Genomic DNA, 22,724 nt, shown 5'->3' with positions numbered 1-22,724 from the left:
CGCGCCGCCTCCCAGGATGTTCCAACTTGAGTCGAGCAGACTCAAGTTCGACGAAGACCTTCGAGGGGGATGCACATGGCAGCCATCTACGGACCGTCCTTCGGGATCGGCGGCGACGGATCGTTCGACGACTTCATCGCCCGGATCCTGCAGGGCCAGCGCGCGCCCGCGCAGCGATCGATCGACCTCTCGCGCCTCGTCTCGCGGCGCACGAGCTCGGTCATGGCGAGCGCCGTCGAGTACGCGCGCGCCCACCGGCACGCCGAGGTCGACGCGCTGCACCTGCTGCGCGCGCTGCTCGAGCTGCCGCAGGTGTCGGCCGCCGTGCGCGCCGCCGGCGCCGACGAGGAGGCGCTGCGCGGCACGATCGAGGACCGCATGCCGGCCGACGGCGAGCGCGAGACGCAGGGGCCGCCGTCGCTGACGCCCTCGGCCCAGCGAGCCCTGCGCGACGCGTACCAGATCGCCCGCGCCAACGGCTCGAGCTACATCGACCCTGAGCACCTCTTCTTCGCGTTCCTGCTCGCCGGTGACAGCGCCGTCGGCTCGCTCCTCCACGAGGCGGGCATCACGCCCGAGGCGCTGCAGCGCGGCGCCGCCGAGGCGCAGCGCGCGGCCATCGAGGCGCAGCAGGCGCGCACGCCCGCGAAGCACGTCGACCCCGACTCGACGACGCCGACGCTCGACGAGTTCGGCATCGACCTCACCGCCCGCGCGCGCGACGGCGAGCTCGACCCGGTCATCGGCCGCACGGAGGAGATCGAGCAGACGATCGAGATCCTGTCGCGCCGCACGAAGAACAACCCCGTGCTCATCGGCGAGGCCGGCGTGGGCAAGACCGCCATCGTCGAGGGGCTCGCCCGCGCCATCGTCGAGGGCGGCGTGCCGAAGTCGCTGAAGGGCAAGCGCGTCGTCGCGCTCGACCTCACCGCGATGGTCGCCGGCACGCGCTACCGCGGCGACTTCGAGGAGCGCATCACGAAGGCGATGGACGAGATCACCGAGCACCGCGACGAGCTCATCGTCTTCATCGACGAGCTGCACACGATCCTCGGCGCCGGGGGCGGCGGCGAGGGCGGGATGGACGCGGCGAACATCCTGAAGCCGCGCCTGGCCCGCGGCGACCTGCACATGATCGGCGCGACGACGCTCGCGGAGTTCCGCCGCATCGAGAAGGACGCCGCGCTCACGCGCCGCTTCCAGCCGGTGCTGGTGGCCGAGCCGAGCGTCGAGGACGCCGTGCGCATCCTCGAGGGGCTGCAGAGCGCCTACGCCGAGCACCACCGCGTCACCTACACGCCCGAGGCGATCCGCGCCGCGGTCGAGCTCTCCCACCGCTACATCAGCGACCGGTTCCTGCCCGACAAGGCCATCGACCTCATCGACCAGGCGGGCGCGCGGCTGCGGCTGAGCCTGGGCGCGAAGGTCGACGTGGATGCGCTGACGAAGGAGCGCGAGCACCTCGAGGAGCAGAAGCGGCAGGCGGTCGAGGCCGAGGAGTTCGAGGAGGCGACCCGCATCCGCGACCGCATCGCCGCCATCCAGGCGTCGATCGAGTCGGGCTCGGGCGAGGACGGCGTCGTCGACGAGGAGGAGATCGCGGGCGTCGTCTCGCGCGCGACCGGCATCCCCGCCTCGCGGCTCACCGAGGGCGACCGGCAGCGGCTGGGCCGCCTCGAGGAGGAGCTGCACGAGCGCGTCATCGGGCAGGAGGATGCGGTGGGCGCGGTGGCGAAGGCCGTGCGGCGCTCGCGGTCGGGGCTCGGCGACACCGGCCGCCCGATCGGCTCGTTCCTGTTCCTCGGCCCCACCGGCGTCGGCAAGACCGAGCTCGCGAAGGCGCTCGCGTCGAGCCTGTTCGGCTCGGAGCACGCGCTCGTGCGCTTCGACATGTCGGAGTTCGGCGAGCGCCACACGGTCGCGCGCCTCATCGGGGCGCCTCCCGGGTACGTCGGCTACGACGAGGCGGGCCAGCTCACCGAGCGCGTGCGGCGGCAGCCGTACTCCGTGGTGCTGCTCGACGAGATCGAGAAGGCGCACCCGGATGTCTTCAACCTGCTGCTGCAGGTGCTCGAGGACGGCCGGCTCACCGACGGCCAGGGCCGCACGGTCGACTTCCGGAACACGGTCGTGATCATGACCTCGAACCTCGGCGGCGAGTTCCTCGCGTCGAAGTCGGGACCCATCGGGTTCCAGGCCGGCGACGGCAGCGGCTCGCCCGACGCGCTGCGGGCGAAGGTGATGGGCAGGCTGCGCGAGCAGATGCGGCCCGAGCTCATCAACCGCATCGACGAGATCGTGCTGTTCCACAAGCTCGAGCCGGCGCAGCTGCGGCAGATCGTGACGCTGCTGCTCGACCGCGTCGGCGACCGCCTGCGGGCGCAGGACGTCGAGCTCGAGGTGACGGATGCGGCGCTCGCGTGGCTCGCGGAGCACGGCTACGAGCCGGAGTACGGAGCACGGCCGCTGCGCAGGCTCATCCAGCGCGAGGTCGAGGACCGGGTCGCCGACCTCATCGTCGGCGGGCTCGAGTCGGGCGTCGTGCGGGTGGATGTCGAGGGCGACGGCATCGCGGTGACCACCGCGCCGGCCGAGCACCCGACGCCCGCGATGTAGCCCCCGCCGCCCCTACCCTCGCTGGTCGAGGAGCCGCCCCCTCCGCTGGTCGAGGAGCCGCCCCCCTCCGCTGGTCGAGGAGCCGCCGCAGGCGGCGTCTCGAGACCACCCGGCGCACTCCCTGGGCCGCTCGCCGGCATCGACAGTTCCCGGCGCCCGAGACGGGCGCCGGCGCTGGGGTCGCGCAAGAGGCCCGAAAGGGCCTCTTGCCTGAGCTCCACCGCGCCGTCATGCTCTCCTGACGAGGAGGCGACATGGCCGAGCTCTCCCCGCGGCTCGCCGCGGTGCTGGAGGCGCTGCCCCTGCGCCCAGGGATGCGCGTGCTGGAGGTGGGCTGCGGCCCCGGCGCGCTCGCCCGGGCGATGGCCGAGCGGGTCGGGCCCGACGGCTACGTGCTCGGCGTCGACCGCTCGCCGACGGCGATCCAGGCCGCGGAGCGCGTCTCCTCCCACGGCAGCCTCGACTTCCGCGTCTCGACCGCCGAGCAGTTCCGGCTGAAGGGCCGCGAGCAGCCGTTCGACCTCGTCGTCGCGATCCGCGTGGGCGCGCTCGACGGCCGCCACCCCGAGCTCGAGGCCGCGGCGATGGCGCAGCTCGCGGCGGCGACCGTGCCCGGCGCGGCCCTCTACATCGACCGCGGCGACCCGCTGGAGGCTGTCCCTCTCCACTGACCCCGCGCATCCGCCGTCCGTCGACCGGGTCGGCGCGGGTCGGGCAGGATGATCCGGTCGGACGAGCACGGAGCCGGTCGGGAAACGGGGAGCGCGGATGGGCGAGCGGATCGCGGTCATCGGGGCGGGCGTCATCGGCCTCTCGATCGCGCACGAGCTCGCGGCGGCGGGCTGTGACGTGACGGTGCTCGCCGACCTCGCGCCGCTCGAGACGACGTCGGCCGTCGCGGGCGCCGTGTGGTTCCCCTACGCGGCCGAGCGCTCGGCCGAGGTCGACGCGATGCTCGCGGTCTCGCTGCGCCGCTTCGTCGCGATCGCCGAGCGCCCCGAGGCGGGCGTCGACCTGCGCGAGGGGATCGTCGTCGAGCGCGCCGCGGCGCCCGACCGCTCGTGGACGGCGCTGCTGCCCGCCGTCCCGGCCGACGCCGCCGACCTCCCCGTCGGCACCACGGGCATGCGCACGAGCGCCCCGCTCGCGACCATGTCGCAGTACCTGCCGTGGCTGCAGGCGGAGTGCGAGGCGCTGGGCGTGCGCTTCGAGCACCGGCGGGTGGACGATCCGGATGCGCTCGCGGGCGCCTTCGACGTCGCGGTCGTGGCCGCCGGGGCGCGCGGGGGCGCGCTGCTCGGCGACGACGCGACGGTGGTGCCCATCCGCGGCCAGGTCGTGCGGGTCGAGAACCCGGGCGTCACGACGTTCGTGATCGACGACGAGGATCCGGCTGGGCTCACCTACGTGCTGCCGCGCCGCGACTGCCTCGTGCTCGGCGGCACGCACGAGGCCGGCGCGACCTCGCTCGAGCCCGACCCGGCGATCGAGGCTGGCATCCTCGCGCGGTGCGCCGCGCTGGTGCCGGCGGTGGCCGGCATGCCGATCCTGTCGCGCGCGGTGGGGCTGCGGCCCGGGCGCGCCCGGCTGCGCATCGAGGAGGCGCCGGGCAGGGCGCTGCGGGTGATCGCCGCCTACGGCCACGGCGGCAGCGGCATGACGCTGTCGTGGGGCACGGCGGCGCGGGTCGCGGCGATGCTGGCGGGCCCGTGACCGAGCCGGCGACCGTCGACGAGCTGGCCGCGCGCATCCGCAGCCTGATGGCGGAGCGCGCCGTCGTGGTCGTGGGCATCGCCGGCTACGGCGGTGCCGGCAAGACGACGCTCGCGCGCGCCCTGGCCGAGCGGCTGCCGGCGGCGCGCGTGCGCGGCGACGACTTCCTCGACCCGCTCGGCAGCCGCACGGCGAGCGACGACTGGGTGGCGCTGCACCGCGACGAGCTCGCAGCGGTGCTCGCGGCGCTGCGGGCGGGGGAGCCCGCGCGGTTCCGGCCGGTCGACTGGGCGACGTGTGGCCGGCAGCCCGAGCAGCTCGCGCCCGCGGCGCACGTGCAGCTCGTCGACGCAGTCGGGCTGCTGCACCCGCGGCTCCTGCCGCTGCTCGACCTGGCCGTCTGGGTCGACGTGCCGCTCGAGGTGGCGGTGGAGCGCGGGATGCGCCGCGACCGGCAGGCGGGGAACGATCACGACGCGCTGTGGCGCGAGGTGTGGGCGCCGACGGAGCGGGCGTTCGAGCGCCGGTTCCGGCCGCGCGAGGCGGCCGACGTCAGGGTCGCGGGCGGTCGCTAGCGGTCGTCGGAGTGGCGGCCGTGAGCGGGCCCCGCGTCGCCGGGCGACGCGTCGGGCGTCGAGCCGTAGGGCGCGGCGCCGTACGACTGCCCGCCGTAGCTCTGGCCGCCGTACGCCGGGCTGCTGTACGGCTGCTGCTCCGCCCGCGGTGCGTCGAACGGCGACGCCTGGCCGTACGCGGCGCCCTGGCCGTAGCCGGCGCCCTGCCCGTAGCCACCGCCCTGCCCGTAGGCGGCAGGCGCCCCGTACCCGCTTGCCGCGTACGGCTGCGCGAGCGACGGCTGGCCGGCGTCCCATGCCTGGGCCGTCGCGCCGCGGTCGAAGCGCGCGCCGAGCGGGTTCGAGGGGAAGAAGCACATGACGAGCGGCACGATGCCGAGGCCGACGAGCGACAGCAGGGCGAACGCGCCGTGGAAGCCGGCATCCTGCACGCGCCGCCACATCACCGCGTAGGTGGGCACCGCGAGCGCGAGCGAGACCACGACGAGCAGCGCGAGCCATCCGAACATCGCGCCGAGGGGCGCGAGCAGCGCCTCCTGATCGGCGCCGACGCCCGCCGCCTCGACCGACACCGCCTGCATCATGAAGCCGATCCACGCGATCCAGAACGGCACCTGCGACAGGAGCGAGACGAGGAAGGTGAACAGCATCGCCCACCAGAACTCGCTGCGGCTCGCACGTCCTGAGAAGACGAGGAAGCCCTGGAAGAAGCGCCGGACGGACTGGCCGAAGGACGCGCCGGGCAGCGGCTGGCCGACGGGGACTGCAGAGGTGCTCACGGGGGACATCATCGCCCATCTGCGGCGCGGCGCGCCGCGCCGCGCGCGGGCGGATCCTGCGACTACGGAGCGAGGCCCGCCCGCAGCACCGCCGCCGCGAGCGCGCGGTCGCCGCGCACCTCGATGCCGCCGTCGGCGTCGGCCGCCTCGGCGAGCGGCACCCGGCCCCACGCGAGCAGCGCGAGCGAGCGGACGGGTCCCGCGAGCACCACCTCCGGCGAGCTGGGTGCCGACCCGGTGATCTCGAGCCGCGCATCCGTCTCGGTCGGGGCGAAGACCAGCCGCGCAGCCGGCGCCTCGACCCGGCCGAGCCGCAGCTGCCGAGGGTGCATGACGGTGACGAGCTCGTCGAGGCAGTCGAGCCACGCGCCCGCGTCGACGTCGAGCGGCTCGCCGATCGCCGTGCGCAGATCCCACAGGTGCACGAGCGTCTCGAGCGCCTGCCGCCGGTGCCAGAACCGCACGGTGCCGGTGTGCTCGGCGCGCGGCACGCCGTCGTCGACGAGCGCCCACGCCCGCGTGTCGGGGTCGAGCTCGGCGAGCGCCTCGCGCACCTCGAGCGCGCACGCCGCGTAGAGCTCGGGCAGGTCGAACGGTCCGCGGCCGAGCGGCTCCTCCTGCACGCGGCGCGCCTGGCCCGCCGCCCAGTGGTGCACGCGGGCGAGGTGCACGACGAGCTTCTCGACCGTCCACGGCGCGAGCCACGGGATCGGCGTCGCGGGGTCGGCCCGCCGCAGGGTCTCGAAGAACTGCGCCTGCCAGTCGGCGAGCGCCGCCAGGTGGTCGGGATGCCGGATGCCGTCGGTCGCCATCGGCGCCTCAGCCCCGGCCGGTGAAGGTGGGCGTGCGCTTCTGCTGGAACGCCGCGAAGCCCTCCCGGTAGTCGGCGGTCTCGGCGAGCGCGGCCTGCGCGGCGCTCTCGCCGCCCATCGACTGCCACAGGCCCAGCCGCTCGTCGCGGAGGCCCCGGATGAGCTCCTTCGAGGCGATGAACGCGAGCGTCGGCCCTTGCGCGGCATGCGCGGCCGCGGCACGGGTGGCGGCGAGCACCTCGTCGTCGGGGAAGACCTGCGAGAAGAGCCCAGCGGCGACCGCCTCGGCGCCCGTCAGCAGCCGTCCGGAGTAGATGAGGTCGAGCGTGCGGTGCGCGCCGAGCCGCTCGAAGAAGAGCGCGTGGCCGCCGGAGTCGAGCGTGGCGCCGAGCGCGGCGAACGGGCTGCCGAGCTTCGCGGTCTCGGCGACGTAGACCACGTCGGTCGCGATGAGCAGCCCGAGCCCCACGCCCAGGCACGCGCCGTGGGCGACGGCGAAGGTGGGCGCGGGGAACGCGGCGAGCTGCTGCAGCAGCGGCTGCACGCGGTCCTGCAGGAACCCGATCGTGTCGTCGGTGCGCGGATCGACCTGCGAGATGTCGCGGCCGGCGCAGAACGCCTTGCCCTCCCCGCGCAGCACGAGCGCGCGCACACCCGCCCGCTCGGCCTCGGTCAGCGCATCCGACATCGCCTGCAGGGCGGATGCGTCGACGGCGTTGCGCCGCTCGGGCGCGTTCAGCACGATCTCGGCGATGCCATCGGCGAGCTGCAGCTCGATCATGGGGCTCCCTCCGTCGGGCGCGGAGCCGGGGCGCCGGCGTCGTCGCGCGTCGAGACCATCATGGCCGAGCGCGGGCGGCACGGCCGGGCACGGGCGGGCAGTTCTCCCCATCGCCGACGGGGCGCGTCGCCGCCTAGCGTGGAGCCGTTCGGTCGACCGGGGGGTGATGCAGCGTGGCGATGAACCTGCCGGGCGAGCTCGTCTGGGTGCTCGACATGCTCGGCTACGACTGGCCGCCGCTCGACGAGGACGAGATGCGGCGCGCGGCGAGCATCATGCGCCAGTTCAAGGACGACGTCGAGGGCACCGTCGAGGTGGCCGAGACGCGCGTGAAGACCGGCGTCGCGACCGCGCTCACCGGCCAGGCGTCGACGTCGTTCGCCAACGCTTGGGACACCGACCGTGCGACGAACATCCAGCAGCTCGTCGACGCGCTCGACCCGGTCGCGGGCGGCATCGAGGTGGGCGCCGACGCCGTCGTCGCGCTCAAGGTCAAGGTCATCGCCGAGCTGGTCATCACCGCCGCGCAGATCGCCGCCGCGGCGGCGAGCGCGATCATCACGCTCGGAGCCTCCGCCGCCGCGAGCGCGGCCATCATCGCGCTGCGCAAGAAGGCGCTCGACGTGCTCACGAACATCGCGGTCGACCAGCTCGCGCAGCAGCTGCTGCCGCTGATCATCGAGCCGCTGCAGGGGCCGATGATGGACGGCATCACCGCCATGCTCGAGGCCGAGCTCGTCGAGGGCGCGATCGGCGACGTCTCCGAGTTCCAGGCCGATCTCGACGCGCTCGACCAGGCCGCCGGCGACCTCGAGTCGAACGCCGCCGACCAGGAGCGGCTCGCCGACGACTTCATCGTGCAGCTGTCCTCCTGCCAGATCTTCACGGGGTGATGCGGGATGTCGACCATCAAGATCGTCATCAAGGAGGCCCTCGACGTCATCGAGGAGCTCGTGCCGGAGGCGGCCCGCGCGGTCGCGAAGAAGTCGACGAAACTCAGCGCGAAGACCCGGCAGATCCGCCAGCAGATCGAGGCGAAGGATGTCGAGCTGTCGCGCTCCCAGCGCACGCCCGACCGGGCGCCCGACCACGACGCGCCCGAGCGCACGACCCCGAGCGCCCCGGGCCTCCGCGATCCCGACTCCGCACGGGATCCGGATGCGCCGCCGTCGACCTGGCCGGACGCCGACACCGAGGCAGCGAACGCCGCGACCGCGGCCGCCCGGCAGGCGGCGGTGGAGGCGGGCGACCTTACCGCGCCCGACTTCGGCGAGCTGACGACCACGTTCCACGGTCCCCGCCCGCCCGACATGGAGGCCCCGCACGGCCATCACATCGTCTTCAAGAAGGGCGTGGGCGCGCGCCAGCAGGCGCTCATCGCGCAGGCGAAGGAGATCCTCGAGCGCAACGGCGTCGACTGGTACACCGGGCCCCACAACCTCACGTGGGCGCCGAACGTGGCCGGGCAGCACAACATCGCGAACGTCCGCGAGGTGCTGCAGCGCCTGCAGGCCGCCGACGGCGCGGGCCGCGAGGCGGTCATCGACGCGCTCCGCGGCGCCGGGCGCGACGTCTTCGGCGGTCGCCCGTGACCGGGATCCGCGGGGCCGGCGTCGGTAGGGTGACGCCATGACCGCAGACCTCGCCGCCTGGCAGGCGGAGCTCGCCGACCGGATCCAGCCGACGCTCGAGGCGGCCATGCTCGCCGCCGCCGGGTCGCGGCCCGACGGCGAGATCGCGGGCATCGGCATCTCGACCGACGCGGACGCGACCTCGGTCGTCGCGTTCGCCAACTCCCGGCAGAACCTCGACGCGATGGTCGCCGACGAGCCCGAGTTCGCCCTCGACTCGAAGTGGCACATCGGCGAGTGGGATCTCGACGTCACCGGCAGCGGCGCGCCCGACCCCCTCGAGCCCCTGCGGGCCGAGCTCGTGCAGGCGAAGCCGAGCGCCGACGGCTCGCCGGGCACGGCCGGCTTCGCGGTGCCGGGCATGCAGGAGTTCCGGCACGCGGTGTGGGGCGCGATCGCCGCCGCGATGGCGGCGTCGGCGGCAGAGGGATTCTTCGACCGCTGGCCGACCGCCGCGCACGTGTTCATGCCGCTCGACGCCGACGTCGACGAGCAGCAGCTCGCCGACTGGAGCGCGCCGCTCAACGACGCCGAGGGCGTCGCCGAGCTGCGCGCGTTCCTGCAGCTCGACTGAGCCTGCGCGGGCGCGCCCGGTGCCTCACACGTCGTAGTCGACGACCACCTTCGCTGTGTCGCCCCTGGGGTGCGACTGGCACGTGAGCACGTAGCCGCGCTCGAGCTCGTCGGGCTCGAGGGCGTAGTTCTCGGTCATCTGCACGCTGCCGGAGACGACCTTCGCGCGGCAGGTGCCGCACACGCCGCCGGCGCACGCGAAGGGCACGTCGGGGCGCACTCGCAGCGCCGCGTTCAGGATCGACTCGCGCGCCGCGACCGGGCTCTGCACCTGCGACGACTGCCCGTCGAGCGTGAAGTCGAGCGTCCAGGTCTCCTCGCCGGCCTCCACCTGCACGGGCCGCCCGCTGTCGCCGCCCGCCGCATCCGGCTTGCCCGTCGTGAAGAGCTCGAAGCGCACGTGGGCCTCGTCGACGCCCTTCGCCGCGAGCACGTCGCGGCACAGCTGCACGAGCTCGAACGGGCCGCACAGGAACCACTCGTCGACGCTCTCGGGGCGGATGAGCTCCGACAGGATGCGCTCGAGGCGCTCCTCGTCGATGCGGCCCGACATGAGCGGCGCCGCCCGCTGCTCGCGCGACAGCACGTGGTGCAGGGCGAGCCGGGCCGGGTAGCGGTCCTTGAGGTCGGCGAGCTCCTCGATGAACATCACGTCGAGGGTCGAGCGGTTGGAGAACACGAGCGAGAAGGTCGAGGTCTCGGAGCGCGAGAGCACTTCGTGCGCGAGCGCCATCATCGGCGTGATGCCGCTGCCGGCCGCGATGCCGACGACGTGCGCGCCGTCGACCTGCTCGAGCGCCGACGTGAACGTGCCCTGCGGCACCATCACGTCGATGCGGGCGCCCGGCTGCAGCTCGCTGTTCGCCCAGGTCGAGAAGCGGCCGCCGAGGTCGCGCTTGATCGCGACCGAGATGGATCCCGGGGTCGGAGGGCGGCAGATGGAGTACGAGCGCCGCACCTCCTGCCCGTCGATCGTGGCGCGGAGCGCCAGGTGCTGGCCGGCCACGTAGCCGAAGTCGTCGTGCAGCTCCTCCGGCACCGCGAAGGTGACCTCGACGGCGTCGGCGGTGAGCGGGCGCACGTCGGCGACCTCGAGCTCGTGGAAGCGGGCGCGGCGCCGGGAGGTGCTGCTGCCGAGGTTGATCGCGGCCATCTCAGTGCACCTTGAAGTGGTCGAAGGGCTCGAGGCACGCGAGGCACTCGAAGTGGCTCTTGCAGGCGGTCGAGCCGAAGCGCGACACCTCGCGCGTGCGGAGCGACCCGCAGCGTGGGCACTTCACGCCGAGCGACAGCGGGATCGGTCCGCTGCGCTCGCCCGCGCGGTGCGTGGGCGGGGCGATGCCGTACTCCTCGAGCTTCGCCTTGCCGGCGTCGCTCATCCAGTCGGTCGTCCAGGCGGGGCTGAGCGTGAAGTCGACGCGCACGTGGCGGAAGCCCTCCGCGGTGAGGGCGAGCAGCACGTCGTCGCGCATCTGGTCGATCGCCGGGCAGCCGGAGTAGGTCGGCGTGAGCGTGACGACCACCGTCTCGCCGTCGAGCCGCACGTCGCGCAGCACGCCGAGGTCCTCGATCGTCAGCACCGGCACCTCGGGGTCGACGACGGCGGCGGCGACCTCTCGAGCGCGCTGCAACCGCTGGGCGCCGGGCGTCTCGATACGGCCCTGCGGGCCTACTCGACGAGCGGGGGATGCCTGCGGGCCGACTCGACGAGCGGGGGATGCGGCGGCGGGGGAGGGAGCCATCGTCACCACGTCGCTCCCGGGTGCCGGCGAGCCAGCACCTGCATCTCGGCGAGCATCGGGCCGAGGTGCGTCGAGTGCGTGCCGTGCCGCCCGCCGCCCGACGACTGCCCGATGCGCGGGTGCACGAAGTCGGACTCGACGATCCCGGCCTCGGCGAGCACCGCATCCCAGACCTCGTCGAAGCCGGCGCGCAGGCTCGACGGCCGCGGCGCGGCGCCCTCGAGGCGGTCGTGCAGCGCGTCGTCGCGGAACAGCTCGTCGGTGTACGGCCACAGGTCGGCGAGCGCGACGAGCATGCGCCGGCGCGACTCGTCGGTGCCGCCCGCGAGCCGCAGCGTCCACTGCACGGCGTGGTCGCGGTGGTAGGCGACCTCCTTCACGGCCTTCGCCGCGATGGCCGCGAGCGTCGCATCCGTCGACTGCGACAGCGCCGTGTAGAGCTCCTGCATCCAGATCGCGGCGATCAGGCCGCGTGCGATCGTGTGCGCGAAGTCGCCGTTCGGCTGCTCGAACAGCCACGCGCATCGGAACTCGTGCTCGTCGCGCCAGTAGGCGAGGTCGTCCTCGGAGCGGCCGGATGCGGTGCCGGCGTAGTGCAGGAGGCTGCGGGCGTGCCCGAGCAGGTCGAGCGCGATGTTGCCGAGCGCCATGTCCTCCTCGAGCTCGGGGGCTCGCGAGATCCACCAGCCGAGCCGCTGCGAGAGGATGAGCGCGTCGTCGCCGAGCCGCAGCGCGTACTCCGCGACGTCGCCGCTCGCCGTGGCCGACGCGTCCGCGCCCGTCAGCTCCGCCGAGAGCGCGAGCTCGTCGACCGAGACGTCGCCGTGCACGTCGGCGGCCTCGGCCTCGTACGCCGCCGACACCGCTGCGGCGTCGCGGGGCTGCACGCCGCTCACAGGTGCGGCACCTGGGCGCTCTTCTCGAAGTACACGGCGTGGCGGTAGTTCTTGCCTGCCGGGCTCTCGAAGAAGGCGCCCTTCTGGTCGGGGTCGCTCGTGGTGATGGCGCTCGAGCGCACCACCCACACCGAGACGCCCTCGTTGCGGCGGGTGTAGAGGTCGCGCGCATTGCGCAGCGCCATGTCGTCGTCGGGCGCGTGCAGCGAGCCGACGTGCACGTGGCTCAGGCCGCGGTTGGCGCGCACGAAGACCTCGTACAGCGGCCAGCCCTCGCCGGCGACGTCTCCGGGTGTCGACATCCTCGTCTCCTCGTTCTGCTCGGTCGGACTTCCCTGAAGTCCGGGTCCTGGTCGTCGAGACCCGGGGTTCGGGGAAGCTCGACGTCGTGTCGGTGGGGTCAGGCGGCGACGCGCTCGCGGGCGGCCTGCTTCTCGGCGTAGGCCGCGGCGGCCTCGCGCACCCACGCGCCCTCCTCGTGGGCGTCGCGGCGGTGCTGGATGCGCTGGGCGTTGGCGGGGCCGCGGCCGGCGAGCACCTCGTTGAACTCGGTCCAGTCGATCTCGGACATGTCCCAGGCCTGGCGCTCCTCGTTCCAGCGCAGGTTCGGGTCGGGCAGCGTGAGCCCGAGCACCTCGGCCTGCGGCACGAGCATGCCGACGAAGCGCTGGCGCAGCTCGTCGTTCGAGAAGCGCTTGATCTTCCACGCCATCGACTGCGCCGAGTTGGGCGACTCGTCGTCGGGCGGGCCGAACATCATGAGCGCCGGCCAGTACCAGCGGTCGACCGACTCCTGCGCCATCGCGTGCTGCTCGGGCGTGCCCTGGCTCAGCTCGAGCAGGATCTCGAAGCCCTGCCGCTGGTGGAACGACTCCTCCTTGCAGATGCGCACCATCGCGCGGCCGTAGGGACCGTAGGAGGCGCGGCACAGCGGCACCTGGTTGCAGATCGCGGCGCCGTCGACGAGCCAGCCGATCGCGCCCATGTCGGCCCACGTGGGCGTCGGGTAGTTGAAGATCGACGAGTAGCGGGCGCGCGAGGTGATGAGCTGCTCGGTCATCTCGTCGCGGCTGATGCCGAGCGTCTGCGCGGCCGAGTAGAGGTAGAGCCCGTGGCCGGCCTCGTCCTGCACCTTGGCCATGAGGATCGCCTTGCGCTTCAGGCTCGGCGCGCGTGAGATCCAGTTGCCCTCGGGCTGCATGCCGATGATCTCGGAGTGCGCGTGCTGCGAGATCTGCCGGATGAGCGTCTTCCGGTAAGCGTCGGGCATCCAGTCGCGCGGCTCGATGCGCTGGTCTGCGTCGATCAGCGCGTCGAAGCGGGCCTGCAGCTCGGCCTCCTGCTCCGCGTCGATGCGGGCGGATGCGTCGGGTGCGGTGAGCGTCATCGTCGACTCCGTCTCCATCACGGTCCGGAATTAGTGACCGAACGTTCAGTAAGTATAGACTGGCCGCATGCGGGCCTGCAACGGGGCCCGGAGAGCGGACGCAACGGAGCGCGCATGGCACTGCAGACGACCCGGGACGACACGTGGCTCGCCACGGTCATGGCCGAGACCGACCGCGCCAAGGAGGCGTTCGGGATCGAGATCGCCGAGCTCGCGCGCGGCCGCGCCGTGCTCACGATGCCGGTCACCGACCGCATGGTGAACGGCTTCGGCATCACGCACGGCGGCCTGGTCTTCACGCTCGCCGACACCGCCTTCGCCTACGCGTGCAACGAGGACGCCACCGTCACGGTCGCATCCGGCGCCGACATCACCTTCGCCAAGGCCACCCACGCCGGGCAGACGCTCACGGCCACCGCCGAGCGGCGCTGGCGATCGGGCCGCAACGGGCTCTACGACGTCACGATCGTCGACGAGACCGGCGAGACGGTCGCGGAGTTCCGCGGCCGCTCCTTCTCCACCAACCGCACCGCCCCCGCCGCGCCCGAGGGCGTCGGCGGCCCCGCCTGACCCGACCCATCCCCCGTCGGTCGAGCAGCCGCCGCAGGCGGCGTGTCGAGACCACGACCGATCGCCATCTCGACACGGCCCTTCCGGCCTCCTCGATGACCGCAGAGACAGGAGCAACGATGCTCGACCAGCCCACCGCATCCGCCGACCTCCGCGACGCCGGCGAGCGCCTCTCGCTCGACGAGCTGCGCGCGCTGCAGCTCGAGCGGCTGCAGCAGACCGTGCGCCACGCCTACGCGAACGTGCCGACGTACACGCGGAAGCTCGACGAGGCGGGCGTGCACCCCGACGACATCCGCTCGCTCGACGACCTGCAGCGGCTGCCGTTCACGACCAAGGAGGACCTCCGCGCCTCCTACCCGTTCGGCATGTTCGCGGTGCCGATGGAGCAGGTGGCGCGCATCCACGCCTCCTCCGGCACCACCGGCCGCCCCACAGTCGTCGGCTACACGAAGGACGACCTCGACGTGTGGGCCGACGTGGTCGCGCGCTCGCTGCGCGCCGCCGGCGTGCGGCCCGGCATGAAGGTGCACAACGCCTACGGCTACGGCCTCTTCACCGGCGGGCAGGGCGCCCACGCCGGCATCGAGCGGCTCGGCGCGACCGTCATCCCCGTCTCCGGCGGCCAGACGGCGCGGCAGGTGCAGCTCATCCGCGACTTCGAGCCGGACGCCATCATGTGCACGCCCTCGTACCTGCTGACGATCGCGGATGCGTTCGAGGAGGCCGGGCTCGACCCTCGCGAGACGTCGCTGCAGGTGGCGATCTGCGGCGCCGAGCCGTGGACGAACGAGATGCGGGCCGAGCTCGAGCGGCGGATGGGCCTCGACGCGGTCGACATCTACGGCCTGTCGGAGGTCATGGGGCCGGGGGTCGGCAGCGAGTTCGCGTCGACGAAGGACGGCCCGACCATCTGGGAGGACCACTTCCTGCCCGAGGTGATCGACGGCGAGACCGGCGAGCAGCTGCCCGACGGCGAGATGGGCGAGCTCGTCTTCACGTCGCTCACGAAGCAGGCGTTCCCCGTGATCCGCTACCGCACCCGCGACCTCACCCGGCTGCTGCCGGGCTCGGCGCAGTCGACGATGCGCCGCATCGAGAAGATCACCGGCCGCAACGACGACATGCTCATCGTGCGCGGCGTCAACATCTTCCCGACGCAGATCGAGGAGATCGTGCTCGAGATCGAGCACCTCACGCCGCACTTCATCCTCGAGCTCGTCAAGCGCGGGCGGATGGACGGGCTCGTCGTGAAGATCGAGAGCACGCCGGGCGTGAAGCCGGTCGTGTCGACGGCCGCGGCCGAGATCCTGAAGCTGCGCGTGAAGGAGCGCATCGGCACGACCGTCGACGTGGAGATCGTGCCGACGGGCTCGCTGCCCCGTTCGGAGGGTAAGTACAAGCGTGTCTATGACTTGCGCTGACGCGGGCCGGGCCGAGCGCCGCTGAGATGATGTCCCGATGACCACCGCCACCGAGCCCGCCCGCCGCGGCCGCCCCGGGTACGACCGCGACTCGATGCTCGAGGTCGTCGTCGAGGCGTTCAACGAGCGCGGCTACGACGCGACCTCGCTCGGGGTGCTCGCCGAGCGGCTCGGCCTGTCGAAGTCGGCGATCTACCACCACTTCGCCTCGAAGGAGCAGATGCTCGAGGTCGCCCTCGGCAAGGCGCTCGACGCGCTCGAGGCCGTCTTCGACGCACCGGAGGCGACGAGCGGCCCGGTCGTCGACCGCATCCGCCACGTCATCCGCGGCGCGGTGCTCGTGCTGTGCGAGCACCGCGCGTTCGTCACGCTGCTGCTGCGGCTGCGCGGCAACACCCCCATCGAGCTCGAGGCCCTGCGGCGTCGCCGCGAGATCGACCGCAAGCTGCGCGCCATGTTCGAGCAGTCGCGAGCCGAGGGCACGCTGCGGCCCGACATCGACCCGCGCGTGGCCGAGCGGCTGACGTTCGGCATGGTCAACTCGATCGTCGAGTGGTACCGCCCCGACGGCCCGATCACCCCGCAGCAGCTCGCCGACTCGGTGCTCGAGCTCGTGCGCACGGGGCTGCGCGAGCCGTCGTCGCTGTAGCAGGAAGCGGAGCGTGCGCTGACCGGCTTGCTACGCTCGGGTCGATGCAGGAGCCCGACAGCGCACAGGTGGAGATGGCAGCGCTGGGCGCTGCGCTCAAGGTGGAGCGGCAGCGGCAGGGTCTCAGCCTGCAGTCGCTGAGCGCTCGGGCAGGCGTGAGCTTCGGCCTGATCAGCGAGCTCGAGCGAGGGAGGGGCAACCCGTCGTTCTCGTCGCTGCACCGGGTCGCGACGGCGCTCGGCGTGAGCCTCTCGAAGCTGCTCGGCGGGATCGCCGGCGATGCGATGGTGGTGCGCGCGGCAGAGCGCCACGTGCTGCCGATCCCGCCCGATGCGGCCCCGGAGCAGCGGGTCGAGCGCGAGCTGCTCACACCGCGCACGCACAGCAACCTGCAGCTCATCCGCAGCACCATCCCCGCACGATTCTCCAACGAGGACCAGCCGTTCCGGCATCTCGGCACGGAGAGCGTGACCGTCGAGCAGGGCGCCCTGCTCGTGGTGCACGGCGACCGTCGCGTGCGACTGGAGGTCGGCGACACCATGACGTACGGCTGCTCCACGCCGCACTGGTGGGCGAACGCCTCCGACGGCATCACCGTCGTGCTCGGCGCCGTGACGCCGCTCGAGGTCTGAGCGGCCCTAGCGTGGCTCGAGCGCTCCCCGCGAGCGGTCGTCGACGAGGATCTCCTCTGGGCGCTCGAAGCGCCGTGCGAGCAGTCGCTGGAGCTGCTCGAGCGGCTGCGGATCGTGGTCCGCGCGGAGATCCACCGCGAGCTCCGGCGGCCACTCGCGGCGCGCGGCGACGCGCGCGACCTGGAGCGCCGCGCTCTCGCGACCACGAGCATCGCCGCCGGCGCGCTCGCCAGCGGCGACGGCGGCGAGGAGCCGCGAGGCGAACGCGTGCAGCACGTCCTGCTCGCTGCCGAGCGCACCGGCAGGAGCCGATGCCGTGAACGATGAGCACATCGCTTCGAGGACCGCGCCGCCGGTCAGCAGGTTGCCGGTCACCACGCCCTGCTCGAAGCTGCGGCCGCCGGCCCAGCCAGAGCACTCCGCGCCGGTGAAGTGGGCGCTGCGGCCTCCGATGTCGAGCACCGCGACCTGCCGCAGCGCCGCGCCGTCGTCCCAGTCCGGGATGCGTTCGACGACCTGCTGCGGCGACAGGCCCGCCGCGAGCGCATCGAGCGCCCGCGCGCGCAGCCGACGATTCGTCCACGCCTGCGAGACGACGGCGCCCACGGCCGGATCGATCGCAGGCACGGCGTTGCCCACGGCGAGGGAGCGGCTGGCGGTCGCGACGCCGATCAGTCCCGCAGACGTGTCGACCGCCATCAGCGAATACGTCACTGGGCCCCATCCCTCCGCTCCATGCTCCTCGACCAGCGCCGCCATTGTCACGATCGTGTTTCGAACCGGTCCACCGCTTTGCGCTTGCCTCATGGTGGCACATAATGATGCAATCATCAGCATTCTGATGGGTAGCCCATCCGGGCTCTCCCTCCGAGGAAGCGGGCAGTCATGCGAAAGATCCAAGCGCTTGCGGCAGGTGCCGCAGTCGTCACCCTCACCCTGGTCGGCTGCAGCGCCGGCGAATCGGTCGACCTGGGCACCTCCTCCTCCGATGGCGCGGCCCCAGGCGAGACGTTCGTCGCCGCCATCGGCGGAGAGCCTGACCAGCTCGACCCGCACAAGACCTCCTCCTACTTCTCCTTCCAGGTGCTCGAGAACGTCTTCGACACGCTCGTCGAGCCGGACGAGAACCTCGAGATGCAGCCCGCGCTCGCCGAGTCGTGGGAGCTGAGCGACGACCAGCTGACCTGGACGTTCGCGCTCCGCGATGGCGTGACCTTCCACGACGGCTCCGAGTTCACCGCCGACGACGTCGTCTACTCCTTCAACCGGATCATCGACGAGGAGCTCGCGAACGCCTGGAAGTTCGGCACCGTCGAGTCGGTGACCGCGGTGGACGACGCCACGGTCGAGATCCGGGTGACCCAGCCGAGCCCCAACCTGCTGTCCAGCCTCGGCGGCTTCAAGGGCATGGCGATCGTCGAGCAGGAGAACGTCGAGAGCGGCGAGATCAGCACCCACCCGGTCGGCACGGGACCGTTCGCCTTCGAGGACTACGCGAGCGGCGACTCCATCTCCCTGACTGCGAACGAGGACTACTGGGACGGTGCACCCGAGGTCGCAGGTGTCGAGTTCCGCTTCATCTCCGAGTCGTCGACCGCGATCTCCGCGCTCCGCGGCGGCGACATCCACTGGACCGACGTGATCGACCCGCAGCAGCTCGGCAGCCTCGAGGGCGACGACGCGCTCGTGGTCGGGCAGACGCCCAGCAGCGACTACTGGTACCTCGCGCTCAACCAGAACCGCGAGCCGTGGAACGATGTGCGGGTGCGGCAGGCGATCGCCTACGCCATCGACCGCGAGTCGATCATCCAGGCCGTGAGCTACGGCACCGCCCAGGCCAACCAGCTGGCCATCCCGGAGGCGAGCTTCTGGCACACCTCCTACGACGGCTACGGGACCGATTCCGACCGGGCGGCACAGCTGCTCGAGGAGGCGGGCGTGAGCGGGCTGGAGCTCGACATGCTCGCGACGTCCGACTACCCGGAGACCGTCACCGCGGCGCAGATCATCGCCGACAACCTCGCGCCGCTCGGGATCACGGTGAACATCCGCCAGCCGGACTTCGGCACCTGGCTCGACGAGCAGAGCTCCGGCAACTTCGACATGCTGATGATGGGCTGGCTCGGCAACATCGACCCGGACGACTTCTACTACTCGCAGCACCACTCCGAGGGCGGCTCGAACGCCCAGGGCTACTCGAACCCGGAGGTCGACCAGCTGCTGGACGACGCCCGTGTCGAGACCGACCCGGAGGCGCGCAAGGAGCTCTACGCACAGGCGGCGACCATCATCGCCGACGAGGCGAGCTACATCTACCTGTACAACCCTGCTGTGCTCCAGGTCTGGAGCGCCGACCTCGAGGGCTACGAGGCCCGCGGCGACCGCGCCATCCGGTTCCGAGACGTGAGCCTCGCGGGCTGATGATCCGGAGCTCCACGGCACGCTTCCTGGCAGGGCGGCTGCTGCATTCGCTGCTCGTCCTGCTCGGCGTCGTCGTCGTGGTGTTCCTCCTCATCCACCTGGTGCCGGGTGACCCGGTGCGCATCGCGCTGGGCACCCGGTACACCCAGGAGGCCTACGACGCGCTGCGGGCGGCGAGCGGCCTCGACCGCCCGCTGCTCGAGCAGTTCGTCACCTACCTCGTCGACGTCGTGCGCGGCGACCTCGGCGTGAGCTTCCGCAGCGGCCAGCCGGTCTCGCTCAGCCTGCTGGAGCGGCTGCCCGCCACCGCATCGCTCGCGCTCTTCGGCATCGTGCTCGCCCTCATCATCTCGATCCCGGCCGGCACGTGGGCCGCGATGCGCGAGGGCCGCATCAGCGACGGCATCATCCGCGTGACGAGCCAGTTCGGCGTCTCGGTGCCCGACTTCTGGATGGGCCTGCTGCTGATCACGCTGTTCGCCTCCGTGCTCGGCTGGCTGCCCTCGTCGGGGTATGCAGCGATCACCGACGATCCGGTGCAGTGGCTGCGCCGAGTCGTGCTCCCCGGCGCCACCGTCGGCCTCGTGGCAGGGGCGATCCTCACTCGCTACGTGCGCGCGGCGGTGCTCGACGTGCTCTCGGCGACCTACGTCCGCACAGCCAAGGCGAAGGGCCTCCCGCCGCGCATCGTGACCGTGCGCCACGTGCTGCGGAACGCGCTCATCCCGATCATCACCGTGGCGGGCATCCAGCTCGCGACCATCCTCGGCGGCGTCATCGTCGTCGAGGTGGTCTTCGCGTGGCCGGGGCTCGGCCGGCTGGTCTATGACGCGGTCGCCGCCCGCGACTACCCGCTCGTGCAGGGAGCCGTGCTGCTCATGGCCGTGCTGTTCCTCGCCATCAACCTGCTCGTCGACGTCCTGTACGCCGTCGTCGACCCGAGGATCCGCCTCTCATGACGAATGCTTCACCGGTGGCGCCGGCCGTCGCGCCCGACGAGCGCCGCATCGCCGCATGGCGGCTGCTCGCGGGCAACCCCGTCACCCTCGCGAGCGCCGTCGTGCTCGCCCTGACCGTCGTCGTGGCGCTGCTCGGGCCGCTCCTGGCGCCCTACGGGGTGAACACGATCGACGTGCCCGACGCGCTGCAGCCGCCGAGCGCTCAGCACTGGTTCGGGACCGATGATCTCGGGCGCGATGTGCTGTCGCGGGTGCTGATCGCGACGAGAGCGTCGCTGCTCGTCGCCGTGGCGAGCGTCGCCTTCGCCCTCCTGGTGGGCGTGCTCGTGGGGGTCGTCGCCGGCTACGCCGGAGGATGGGTCGACACGGTGCTCATGCGGGCCAACGACGTCCTGTTCGCGTTCCCGGTGCTGCTCCTGGCGCTGGCCATCGTCGCGATCCTCGGCCCCGGCGTGCCTACGACGATGCTGGCGATCGGCGTCGTCTACACGCCGATCTTCGCGCGCGTCGCCCGCGGCAGCACGCTCGGCGTGAGGGTGGAGCCGTTCGTGCAGGCCTCCCGCACGATGGGCACCGGACACGGCTACATCATGGCGCGCCACATCCTGCCGAACATCGCCGGCCCGATCATCGTGCAGACGTCCCTCTCGCTCGCCTTCGCGATCCTCTCCGAGGCGGCCCTGTCGTTCCTCGGCCTCGGCATCCAGCCGCCCGAGCCCTCCTGGGGGCGGATGCTGTTCGACGCGCAGGGGTTCCTCGACATGGCGTGGTGGCTGAGCGTGTTCCCGGGGGCTGCGATCTTCGTCACCGTGCTGGCGTTCAACCTGGTCGGCGACGGGCTCCGCGACGTGCTGGATCCGAAGCAGCGCACGATGCTGGAAGCGAGGCGACGCCGATGAGCGCCCCCATCTTCTCGGTGCAGGACCTCGGCGTCCGGATCGGCAGCCGGCAGATCGTCGAGGGCATCTCCTTCGCCCTCGAGCCCGAGCAGACGCTCGGCATCGTCGGGGAGTCCGGGTCGGGCAAGTCCATGACCGTCCTCGCGGCGACCGGGCTCCTCGACGCGCCCGGCGCCGAGATCCGCGGATCCAGCGTGCTCGAGGACACGCAGCTCGTCGGGGCGAGCGCACGCACGCTGCGATCGGTGCACGGCGATCGAGTGGGATTCGTCTTCCAGGATCCGAGCACGTCGCTGAATCCGCTGCTCACGCTCGAGCGCCAGATCACCGAGGCGCTCGAGGTGCATCGCGGGATGACGCGTCGGCAGGCGCGCGCTCGGGCGCTCGAGCTGCTCGAGGCCGTCGGCATCCCGGGGGCCGAGGACCGGCTCGGCAGCTACCCGCATCAGCTCAGCGGAGGCCAGCGCCAGCGCGTCATGATCGCGATCGCGCTCGCGTGCGACCCGGCGCTCCTCGTCGCGGATGAGCCGACGACCGCGCTCGACGTCACGACGCAGGCCCAGATCGTCGAGCTGGTGCGCGCCCTGCAGCGCGACCGCGGCACGGCCGTCGTCTGGATCAGTCACGACCTGGGCGTCATCGGTCAGGTCGCGGACGACGTCGTGGTGCTGCGCGCGGGCGAGGCCGTCGAGCATGCCGGCACGCAGGCGATCTTCGAGGCGCCGCAGCATGCCTACACGCGGGAGCTGCTGCTCGCGCGGCCCGTGCTCGGCAAGTCGGCACCGCCCGCTCCGCCGGTGGCTGACGAGCCGCTGCTGCAGGTGCGCGACCTCGATGTGCGCTTCAGCGTGCACGCGCCGGCCGGCCGCTCGGTCGTCCACGCGGTGCGCGGCGTCTCCTTCGACGTGCGTGCCGGGCGCACCCTCGGCATCGTCGGCGAGTCGGGCTCGGGCAAGTCGACCATCGCGAACGCGCTCACCGGTCTCATCACGCCGCACGGCGGCACCGCCGAGCTGCGGGGCATCGACCTCCTGGGCGCTCGCCGCGGCGAGCGCAAGCAGGTGCGCCGCAGCATCAGCATGGTCTTCCAGGATCCGTTCTCCTCGCTCAACGGCCGCAATCCCGTCGAGGTCTCCCTGCAAGAGCCGTTGCGGGTGCACAGGCTCGTGCGCGGACGGGCGGAGGAGCGCCGCCGCATCGTCCAGCTGCTCGACATGGTGGGATTGCCGGAGGCGTTCGCCGGGCGCTACCCGCACGAGCTCTCGGGCGGGCAGCGGCAGCGGGTGAGCATCGCCCGGGCGCTCGCGCTCGAGCCCCAGCTGATCGTCCTCGACGAGTCCACCGCATCGCTCGACGTGTCGATCCAGGCTCGTGTGCTCGACCTGCTCACGTCGCTGCAGCGAGACTTGGGTCTCAGCTACCTCTTCATCGCGCACGATCTCGCGATCGTGCAGGAGATGAGCCATGACGTGCTCGTGCTGCGCGACGGAGCGGCAGTCGAGCACCGGCCGGCAGCGGATCTTTTCGAGGAGCCACAGCACCCCTACACGCAGCAGCTCCTCGCCGCGATCCCGCCGCTTCGGCCCCGCGTCGCGGACTGAGCCTCAGGCGTCGCGGTGCGTGGCGCCCGACAGTCCTGGTAATCGCGGTCGATTGTTATCGAAT

General features: G+C 72.5%; 24 protein-coding genes. 15 read left to right on the top strand and 9 right to left on the bottom strand.

All coding sequences use genetic code 11. The features are described 5' to 3' along the window. Positions 1 to 75: 75 nt before the first annotated feature. From MU522_RS04065 to MU522_RS04050, 4 genes are all read left to right on the top strand, one after another. Complete coding sequence (locus MU522_RS04065) at positions 76 to 2,616, top strand: ATP-dependent Clp protease ATP-binding subunit (RefSeq protein ID WP_246992669.1); 2,541 nt, start codon at positions 76 to 78, stop codon at positions 2,614 to 2,616. A gap of 254 nt (positions 2,617 to 2,870) precedes the next feature. Continuing rightward, entirely contained in the window at positions 2,871 to 3,287 is a 417-nt protein-coding gene (locus tag MU522_RS04060) for a methyltransferase domain-containing protein (protein ID WP_146354771.1), read from the top strand. Between the two features lie 97 nt (positions 3,288 to 3,384). Then, complete coding sequence (locus tag MU522_RS04055) at positions 3,385 to 4,329, top strand: FAD-dependent oxidoreductase (protein WP_246992667.1); 945 nt, start codon at positions 3,385 to 3,387, stop codon at positions 4,327 to 4,329. After that, on the top strand, positions 4,326 to 4,904 hold the full coding sequence (locus MU522_RS04050; RefSeq protein WP_246992665.1) for an AAA family ATPase: 579 nt from the start codon (positions 4,326 to 4,328) through the stop codon (positions 4,902 to 4,904). Before MU522_RS04055 ends, MU522_RS04050 begins: the two co-directional genes overlap by 4 nt. Here the strand turns inward: MU522_RS04050 and MU522_RS04045 are convergent. The 3 genes from MU522_RS04045 to MU522_RS04035 all read right to left on the bottom strand — a co-directional run bounded on the left by MU522_RS04045 (position 4,901) and on the right by MU522_RS04035 (position 7,276). Further along, positions 4,901 to 5,683 (bottom strand): DUF805 domain-containing protein, encoded by a 783-nt coding sequence (locus tag MU522_RS04045; RefSeq protein WP_246992663.1) that lies wholly within the window; start codon positions 5,681 to 5,683, stop codon positions 4,901 to 4,903. The genes MU522_RS04050 and MU522_RS04045 overlap by 4 nt on opposite strands. A 62-nt stretch (positions 5,684 to 5,745) precedes the next feature. Next, complete coding sequence (locus tag MU522_RS04040) at positions 5,746 to 6,495, bottom strand: maleylpyruvate isomerase family mycothiol-dependent enzyme (RefSeq protein WP_246992661.1); 750 nt, start codon at positions 6,493 to 6,495, stop codon at positions 5,746 to 5,748. Positions 6,496 to 6,502: 7 nt separating this feature from the next. Continuing rightward, positions 6,503 to 7,276, bottom strand: coding sequence for an enoyl-CoA hydratase-related protein (locus MU522_RS04035; RefSeq protein WP_246992659.1), 774 nt, complete (start codon positions 7,274 to 7,276; stop codon positions 6,503 to 6,505). A gap of 173 nt (positions 7,277 to 7,449) precedes the next feature. Between MU522_RS04035 and MU522_RS04030 the strand changes: the two genes are divergently transcribed. Genes MU522_RS04030 through MU522_RS04020 form a run of 3 tightly spaced genes read left to right on the top strand, consistent with a single transcriptional unit; the run spans position 7,450 to position 9,481 of the window. Beyond that, on the top strand, positions 7,450 to 8,169 hold the full coding sequence (locus MU522_RS04030) for a hypothetical protein (protein ID WP_128190660.1): 720 nt from the start codon (positions 7,450 to 7,452) through the stop codon (positions 8,167 to 8,169). 6 nt (positions 8,170 to 8,175) lie between these two features. After that, positions 8,176 to 8,868: an AHH domain-containing protein gene (locus tag MU522_RS04025; protein WP_246992658.1), complete on the top strand. Its 693-nt coding sequence runs from the start codon at positions 8,176 to 8,178 to the stop codon at positions 8,866 to 8,868. A 37-nt stretch (positions 8,869 to 8,905) separates the two neighbouring features. Further along, a complete protein-coding gene (locus MU522_RS04020) occupies positions 8,906 to 9,481 on the top strand; it encodes a DUF4303 domain-containing protein (RefSeq protein ID WP_246992657.1) in 576 nt (191 codons plus the stop codon). A gap of 24 nt (positions 9,482 to 9,505) precedes the next feature. Here the strand turns inward: MU522_RS04020 and paaE are convergent, their stop codons facing one another. From paaE to paaA, 5 genes are all read right to left on the bottom strand, one after another. Next, entirely contained in the window at positions 9,506 to 10,633 is a 1,128-nt protein-coding gene (gene paaE / locus MU522_RS04015; protein ID WP_246992656.1) for a 1,2-phenylacetyl-CoA epoxidase subunit PaaE, read from the bottom strand. A gap of 1 nt (position 10,634) precedes the next feature. Continuing rightward, positions 10,635 to 11,111, bottom strand: a complete 477-nt coding sequence (gene paaD, locus MU522_RS04010) for a 1,2-phenylacetyl-CoA epoxidase subunit PaaD (protein WP_246992655.1) — start codon at positions 11,109 to 11,111, stop codon at positions 10,635 to 10,637. A 113-nt stretch (positions 11,112 to 11,224) separates the two neighbouring features. Next, entirely contained in the window at positions 11,225 to 12,109 is an 885-nt protein-coding gene (paaC, locus tag MU522_RS04005) for a 1,2-phenylacetyl-CoA epoxidase subunit PaaC (protein WP_246993437.1), read from the bottom strand. Positions 12,110 to 12,114: 5 nt separating this feature from the next. Beyond that, positions 12,115 to 12,420, bottom strand: coding sequence for a 1,2-phenylacetyl-CoA epoxidase subunit PaaB (paaB, locus tag MU522_RS04000; protein WP_246992654.1), 306 nt, complete (start codon positions 12,418 to 12,420; stop codon positions 12,115 to 12,117). A 98-nt stretch (positions 12,421 to 12,518) separates the two neighbouring features. Continuing rightward, the gene (gene paaA, locus MU522_RS03995) at positions 12,519 to 13,505 is read right to left on the bottom strand and encodes a 1,2-phenylacetyl-CoA epoxidase subunit PaaA (protein ID WP_246992653.1); all 987 of its coding nucleotides are present in this window, start codon (positions 13,503 to 13,505) and stop codon (positions 12,519 to 12,521) included. Positions 13,506 to 13,619: 114 nt separating this feature from the next. On the opposite strand from paaA, the gene paaI reads away from it, so the two are divergent. The 4 genes from paaI to MU522_RS03975 all read left to right on the top strand — a co-directional run bounded on the left by paaI (position 13,620) and on the right by MU522_RS03975 (position 16,780). Next, positions 13,620 to 14,075, top strand: coding sequence for a hydroxyphenylacetyl-CoA thioesterase PaaI (gene paaI / locus MU522_RS03990; RefSeq protein ID WP_246992652.1), 456 nt, complete (start codon positions 13,620 to 13,622; stop codon positions 14,073 to 14,075). A gap of 119 nt (positions 14,076 to 14,194) precedes the next feature. Continuing rightward, positions 14,195 to 15,499 (top strand): phenylacetate--CoA ligase PaaK, encoded by a 1,305-nt coding sequence (gene paaK / locus MU522_RS03985; protein WP_246992650.1) that lies wholly within the window; start codon positions 14,195 to 14,197, stop codon positions 15,497 to 15,499. Positions 15,500 to 15,536: 37 nt separating this feature from the next. Then, positions 15,537 to 16,148: a TetR/AcrR family transcriptional regulator gene (locus MU522_RS03980; protein WP_128188965.1), complete on the top strand. Its 612-nt coding sequence runs from the start codon at positions 15,537 to 15,539 to the stop codon at positions 16,146 to 16,148. 44 nt (positions 16,149 to 16,192) lie between these two features. Beyond that, positions 16,193 to 16,780 carry an XRE family transcriptional regulator gene (locus MU522_RS03975; protein WP_246992647.1) on the top strand — a complete coding sequence of 196 codons (588 nt, stop codon included), beginning with the start codon at positions 16,193 to 16,195 and terminating at the stop codon, positions 16,778 to 16,780. A gap of 6 nt (positions 16,781 to 16,786) precedes the next feature. Here MU522_RS03975 and MU522_RS03970 read toward each other — a convergent pair whose 3' ends face one another. Next, positions 16,787 to 17,836 carry a DUF1028 domain-containing protein gene (locus MU522_RS03970; protein ID WP_246992645.1) on the bottom strand — a complete coding sequence of 350 codons (1,050 nt, stop codon included), beginning with the start codon at positions 17,834 to 17,836 and terminating at the stop codon, positions 16,787 to 16,789. A 27-nt stretch (positions 17,837 to 17,863) separates the two neighbouring features. Between MU522_RS03970 and MU522_RS03965 the strand changes: the two genes are divergently transcribed. From MU522_RS03965 to MU522_RS03950, 4 genes are read left to right on the top strand one after another with little or no spacing between them, the layout of a single operon-like run. Next, a complete protein-coding gene (locus tag MU522_RS03965; RefSeq protein ID WP_246992643.1) occupies positions 17,864 to 19,201 on the top strand; it encodes an ABC transporter substrate-binding protein in 1,338 nt (445 codons plus the stop codon). Then, entirely contained in the window at positions 19,201 to 20,160 is a 960-nt protein-coding gene (locus tag MU522_RS03960; protein WP_246992641.1) for an ABC transporter permease, read from the top strand. The genes MU522_RS03965 and MU522_RS03960 overlap by 1 nt, the downstream gene beginning before the upstream one ends. Further along, entirely contained in the window at positions 20,157 to 21,059 is a 903-nt protein-coding gene (locus tag MU522_RS03955) for an ABC transporter permease (RefSeq protein WP_246992639.1), read from the top strand. The genes MU522_RS03960 and MU522_RS03955 overlap by 4 nt, the downstream gene beginning before the upstream one ends. Further along, positions 21,056 to 22,660 carry an ABC transporter ATP-binding protein gene (locus tag MU522_RS03950; RefSeq protein WP_246992637.1) on the top strand — a complete coding sequence of 535 codons (1,605 nt, stop codon included), beginning with the start codon at positions 21,056 to 21,058 and terminating at the stop codon, positions 22,658 to 22,660. The genes MU522_RS03955 and MU522_RS03950 overlap by 4 nt, the downstream gene beginning before the upstream one ends. Positions 22,661 to 22,724 lie beyond the last annotated feature (64 nt).

Source organism: Agrococcus sp. SCSIO52902 (assembly GCF_022983135.1).
Lineage (GTDB): Bacteria > Actinomycetota > Actinomycetes > Actinomycetales > Microbacteriaceae > Agrococcus > Agrococcus sediminis.
The sequence above is the reverse complement of the archived record's forward strand: the minus strand, read 5'-3'. Positions and strand labels throughout refer to the sequence as shown.

Bases quoted from the DNA above. Each gene is read 5' to 3' on its own strand.
- MU522_RS04065 (WP_246992669.1), top strand. From the start codon at position 76: ATGGCAGCCATCTACGGACCGTCCTTCGGGATCGGCGGCGACGGATCG.
- MU522_RS04060 (WP_146354771.1), top strand. From the start codon at position 2,871: ATGGCCGAGCTCTCCCCGCGGCTCGCCGCGGTGCTGGAGGCGCTGCCC.
- MU522_RS04055 (WP_246992667.1), top strand. From the start codon at position 3,385: ATGGGCGAGCGGATCGCGGTCATCGGGGCGGGCGTCATCGGCCTCTCG.
- MU522_RS04040 (WP_246992661.1), bottom strand. From the start codon at position 6,495: ATGGCGACCGACGGCATCCGGCATCCCGACCACCTGGCGGCGCTCGCC.
- MU522_RS04035 (WP_246992659.1), bottom strand. From the start codon at position 7,276: ATGATCGAGCTGCAGCTCGCCGATGGCATCGCCGAGATCGTGCTGAAC.
- MU522_RS04025 (WP_246992658.1), top strand. From the start codon at position 8,176: ATGTCGACCATCAAGATCGTCATCAAGGAGGCCCTCGACGTCATCGAG.
- MU522_RS04020 (WP_246992657.1), top strand. From the start codon at position 8,906: ATGACCGCAGACCTCGCCGCCTGGCAGGCGGAGCTCGCCGACCGGATC.
- paaE (WP_246992656.1), bottom strand. From the start codon at position 10,633: ATGGCCGCGATCAACCTCGGCAGCAGCACCTCCCGGCGCCGCGCCCGC.
- paaB (WP_246992654.1), bottom strand. From the start codon at position 12,420: ATGTCGACACCCGGAGACGTCGCCGGCGAGGGCTGGCCGCTGTACGAG.
- paaA (WP_246992653.1), bottom strand. From the start codon at position 13,505: ATGACGCTCACCGCACCCGACGCATCCGCCCGCATCGACGCGGAGCAG.
- paaI (WP_246992652.1), top strand. From the start codon at position 13,620: ATGGCACTGCAGACGACCCGGGACGACACGTGGCTCGCCACGGTCATG.
- paaK (WP_246992650.1), top strand. From the start codon at position 14,195: ATGCTCGACCAGCCCACCGCATCCGCCGACCTCCGCGACGCCGGCGAG.
- MU522_RS03980 (WP_128188965.1), top strand. From the start codon at position 15,537: ATGACCACCGCCACCGAGCCCGCCCGCCGCGGCCGCCCCGGGTACGAC.
- MU522_RS03975 (WP_246992647.1), top strand. From the start codon at position 16,193: ATGCAGGAGCCCGACAGCGCACAGGTGGAGATGGCAGCGCTGGGCGCT.
- MU522_RS03960 (WP_246992641.1), top strand. From the start codon at position 19,201: ATGATCCGGAGCTCCACGGCACGCTTCCTGGCAGGGCGGCTGCTGCAT.
- MU522_RS03955 (WP_246992639.1), top strand. From the start codon at position 20,157: ATGACGAATGCTTCACCGGTGGCGCCGGCCGTCGCGCCCGACGAGCGC.
- MU522_RS03950 (WP_246992637.1), top strand. From the start codon at position 21,056: ATGAGCGCCCCCATCTTCTCGGTGCAGGACCTCGGCGTCCGGATCGGC.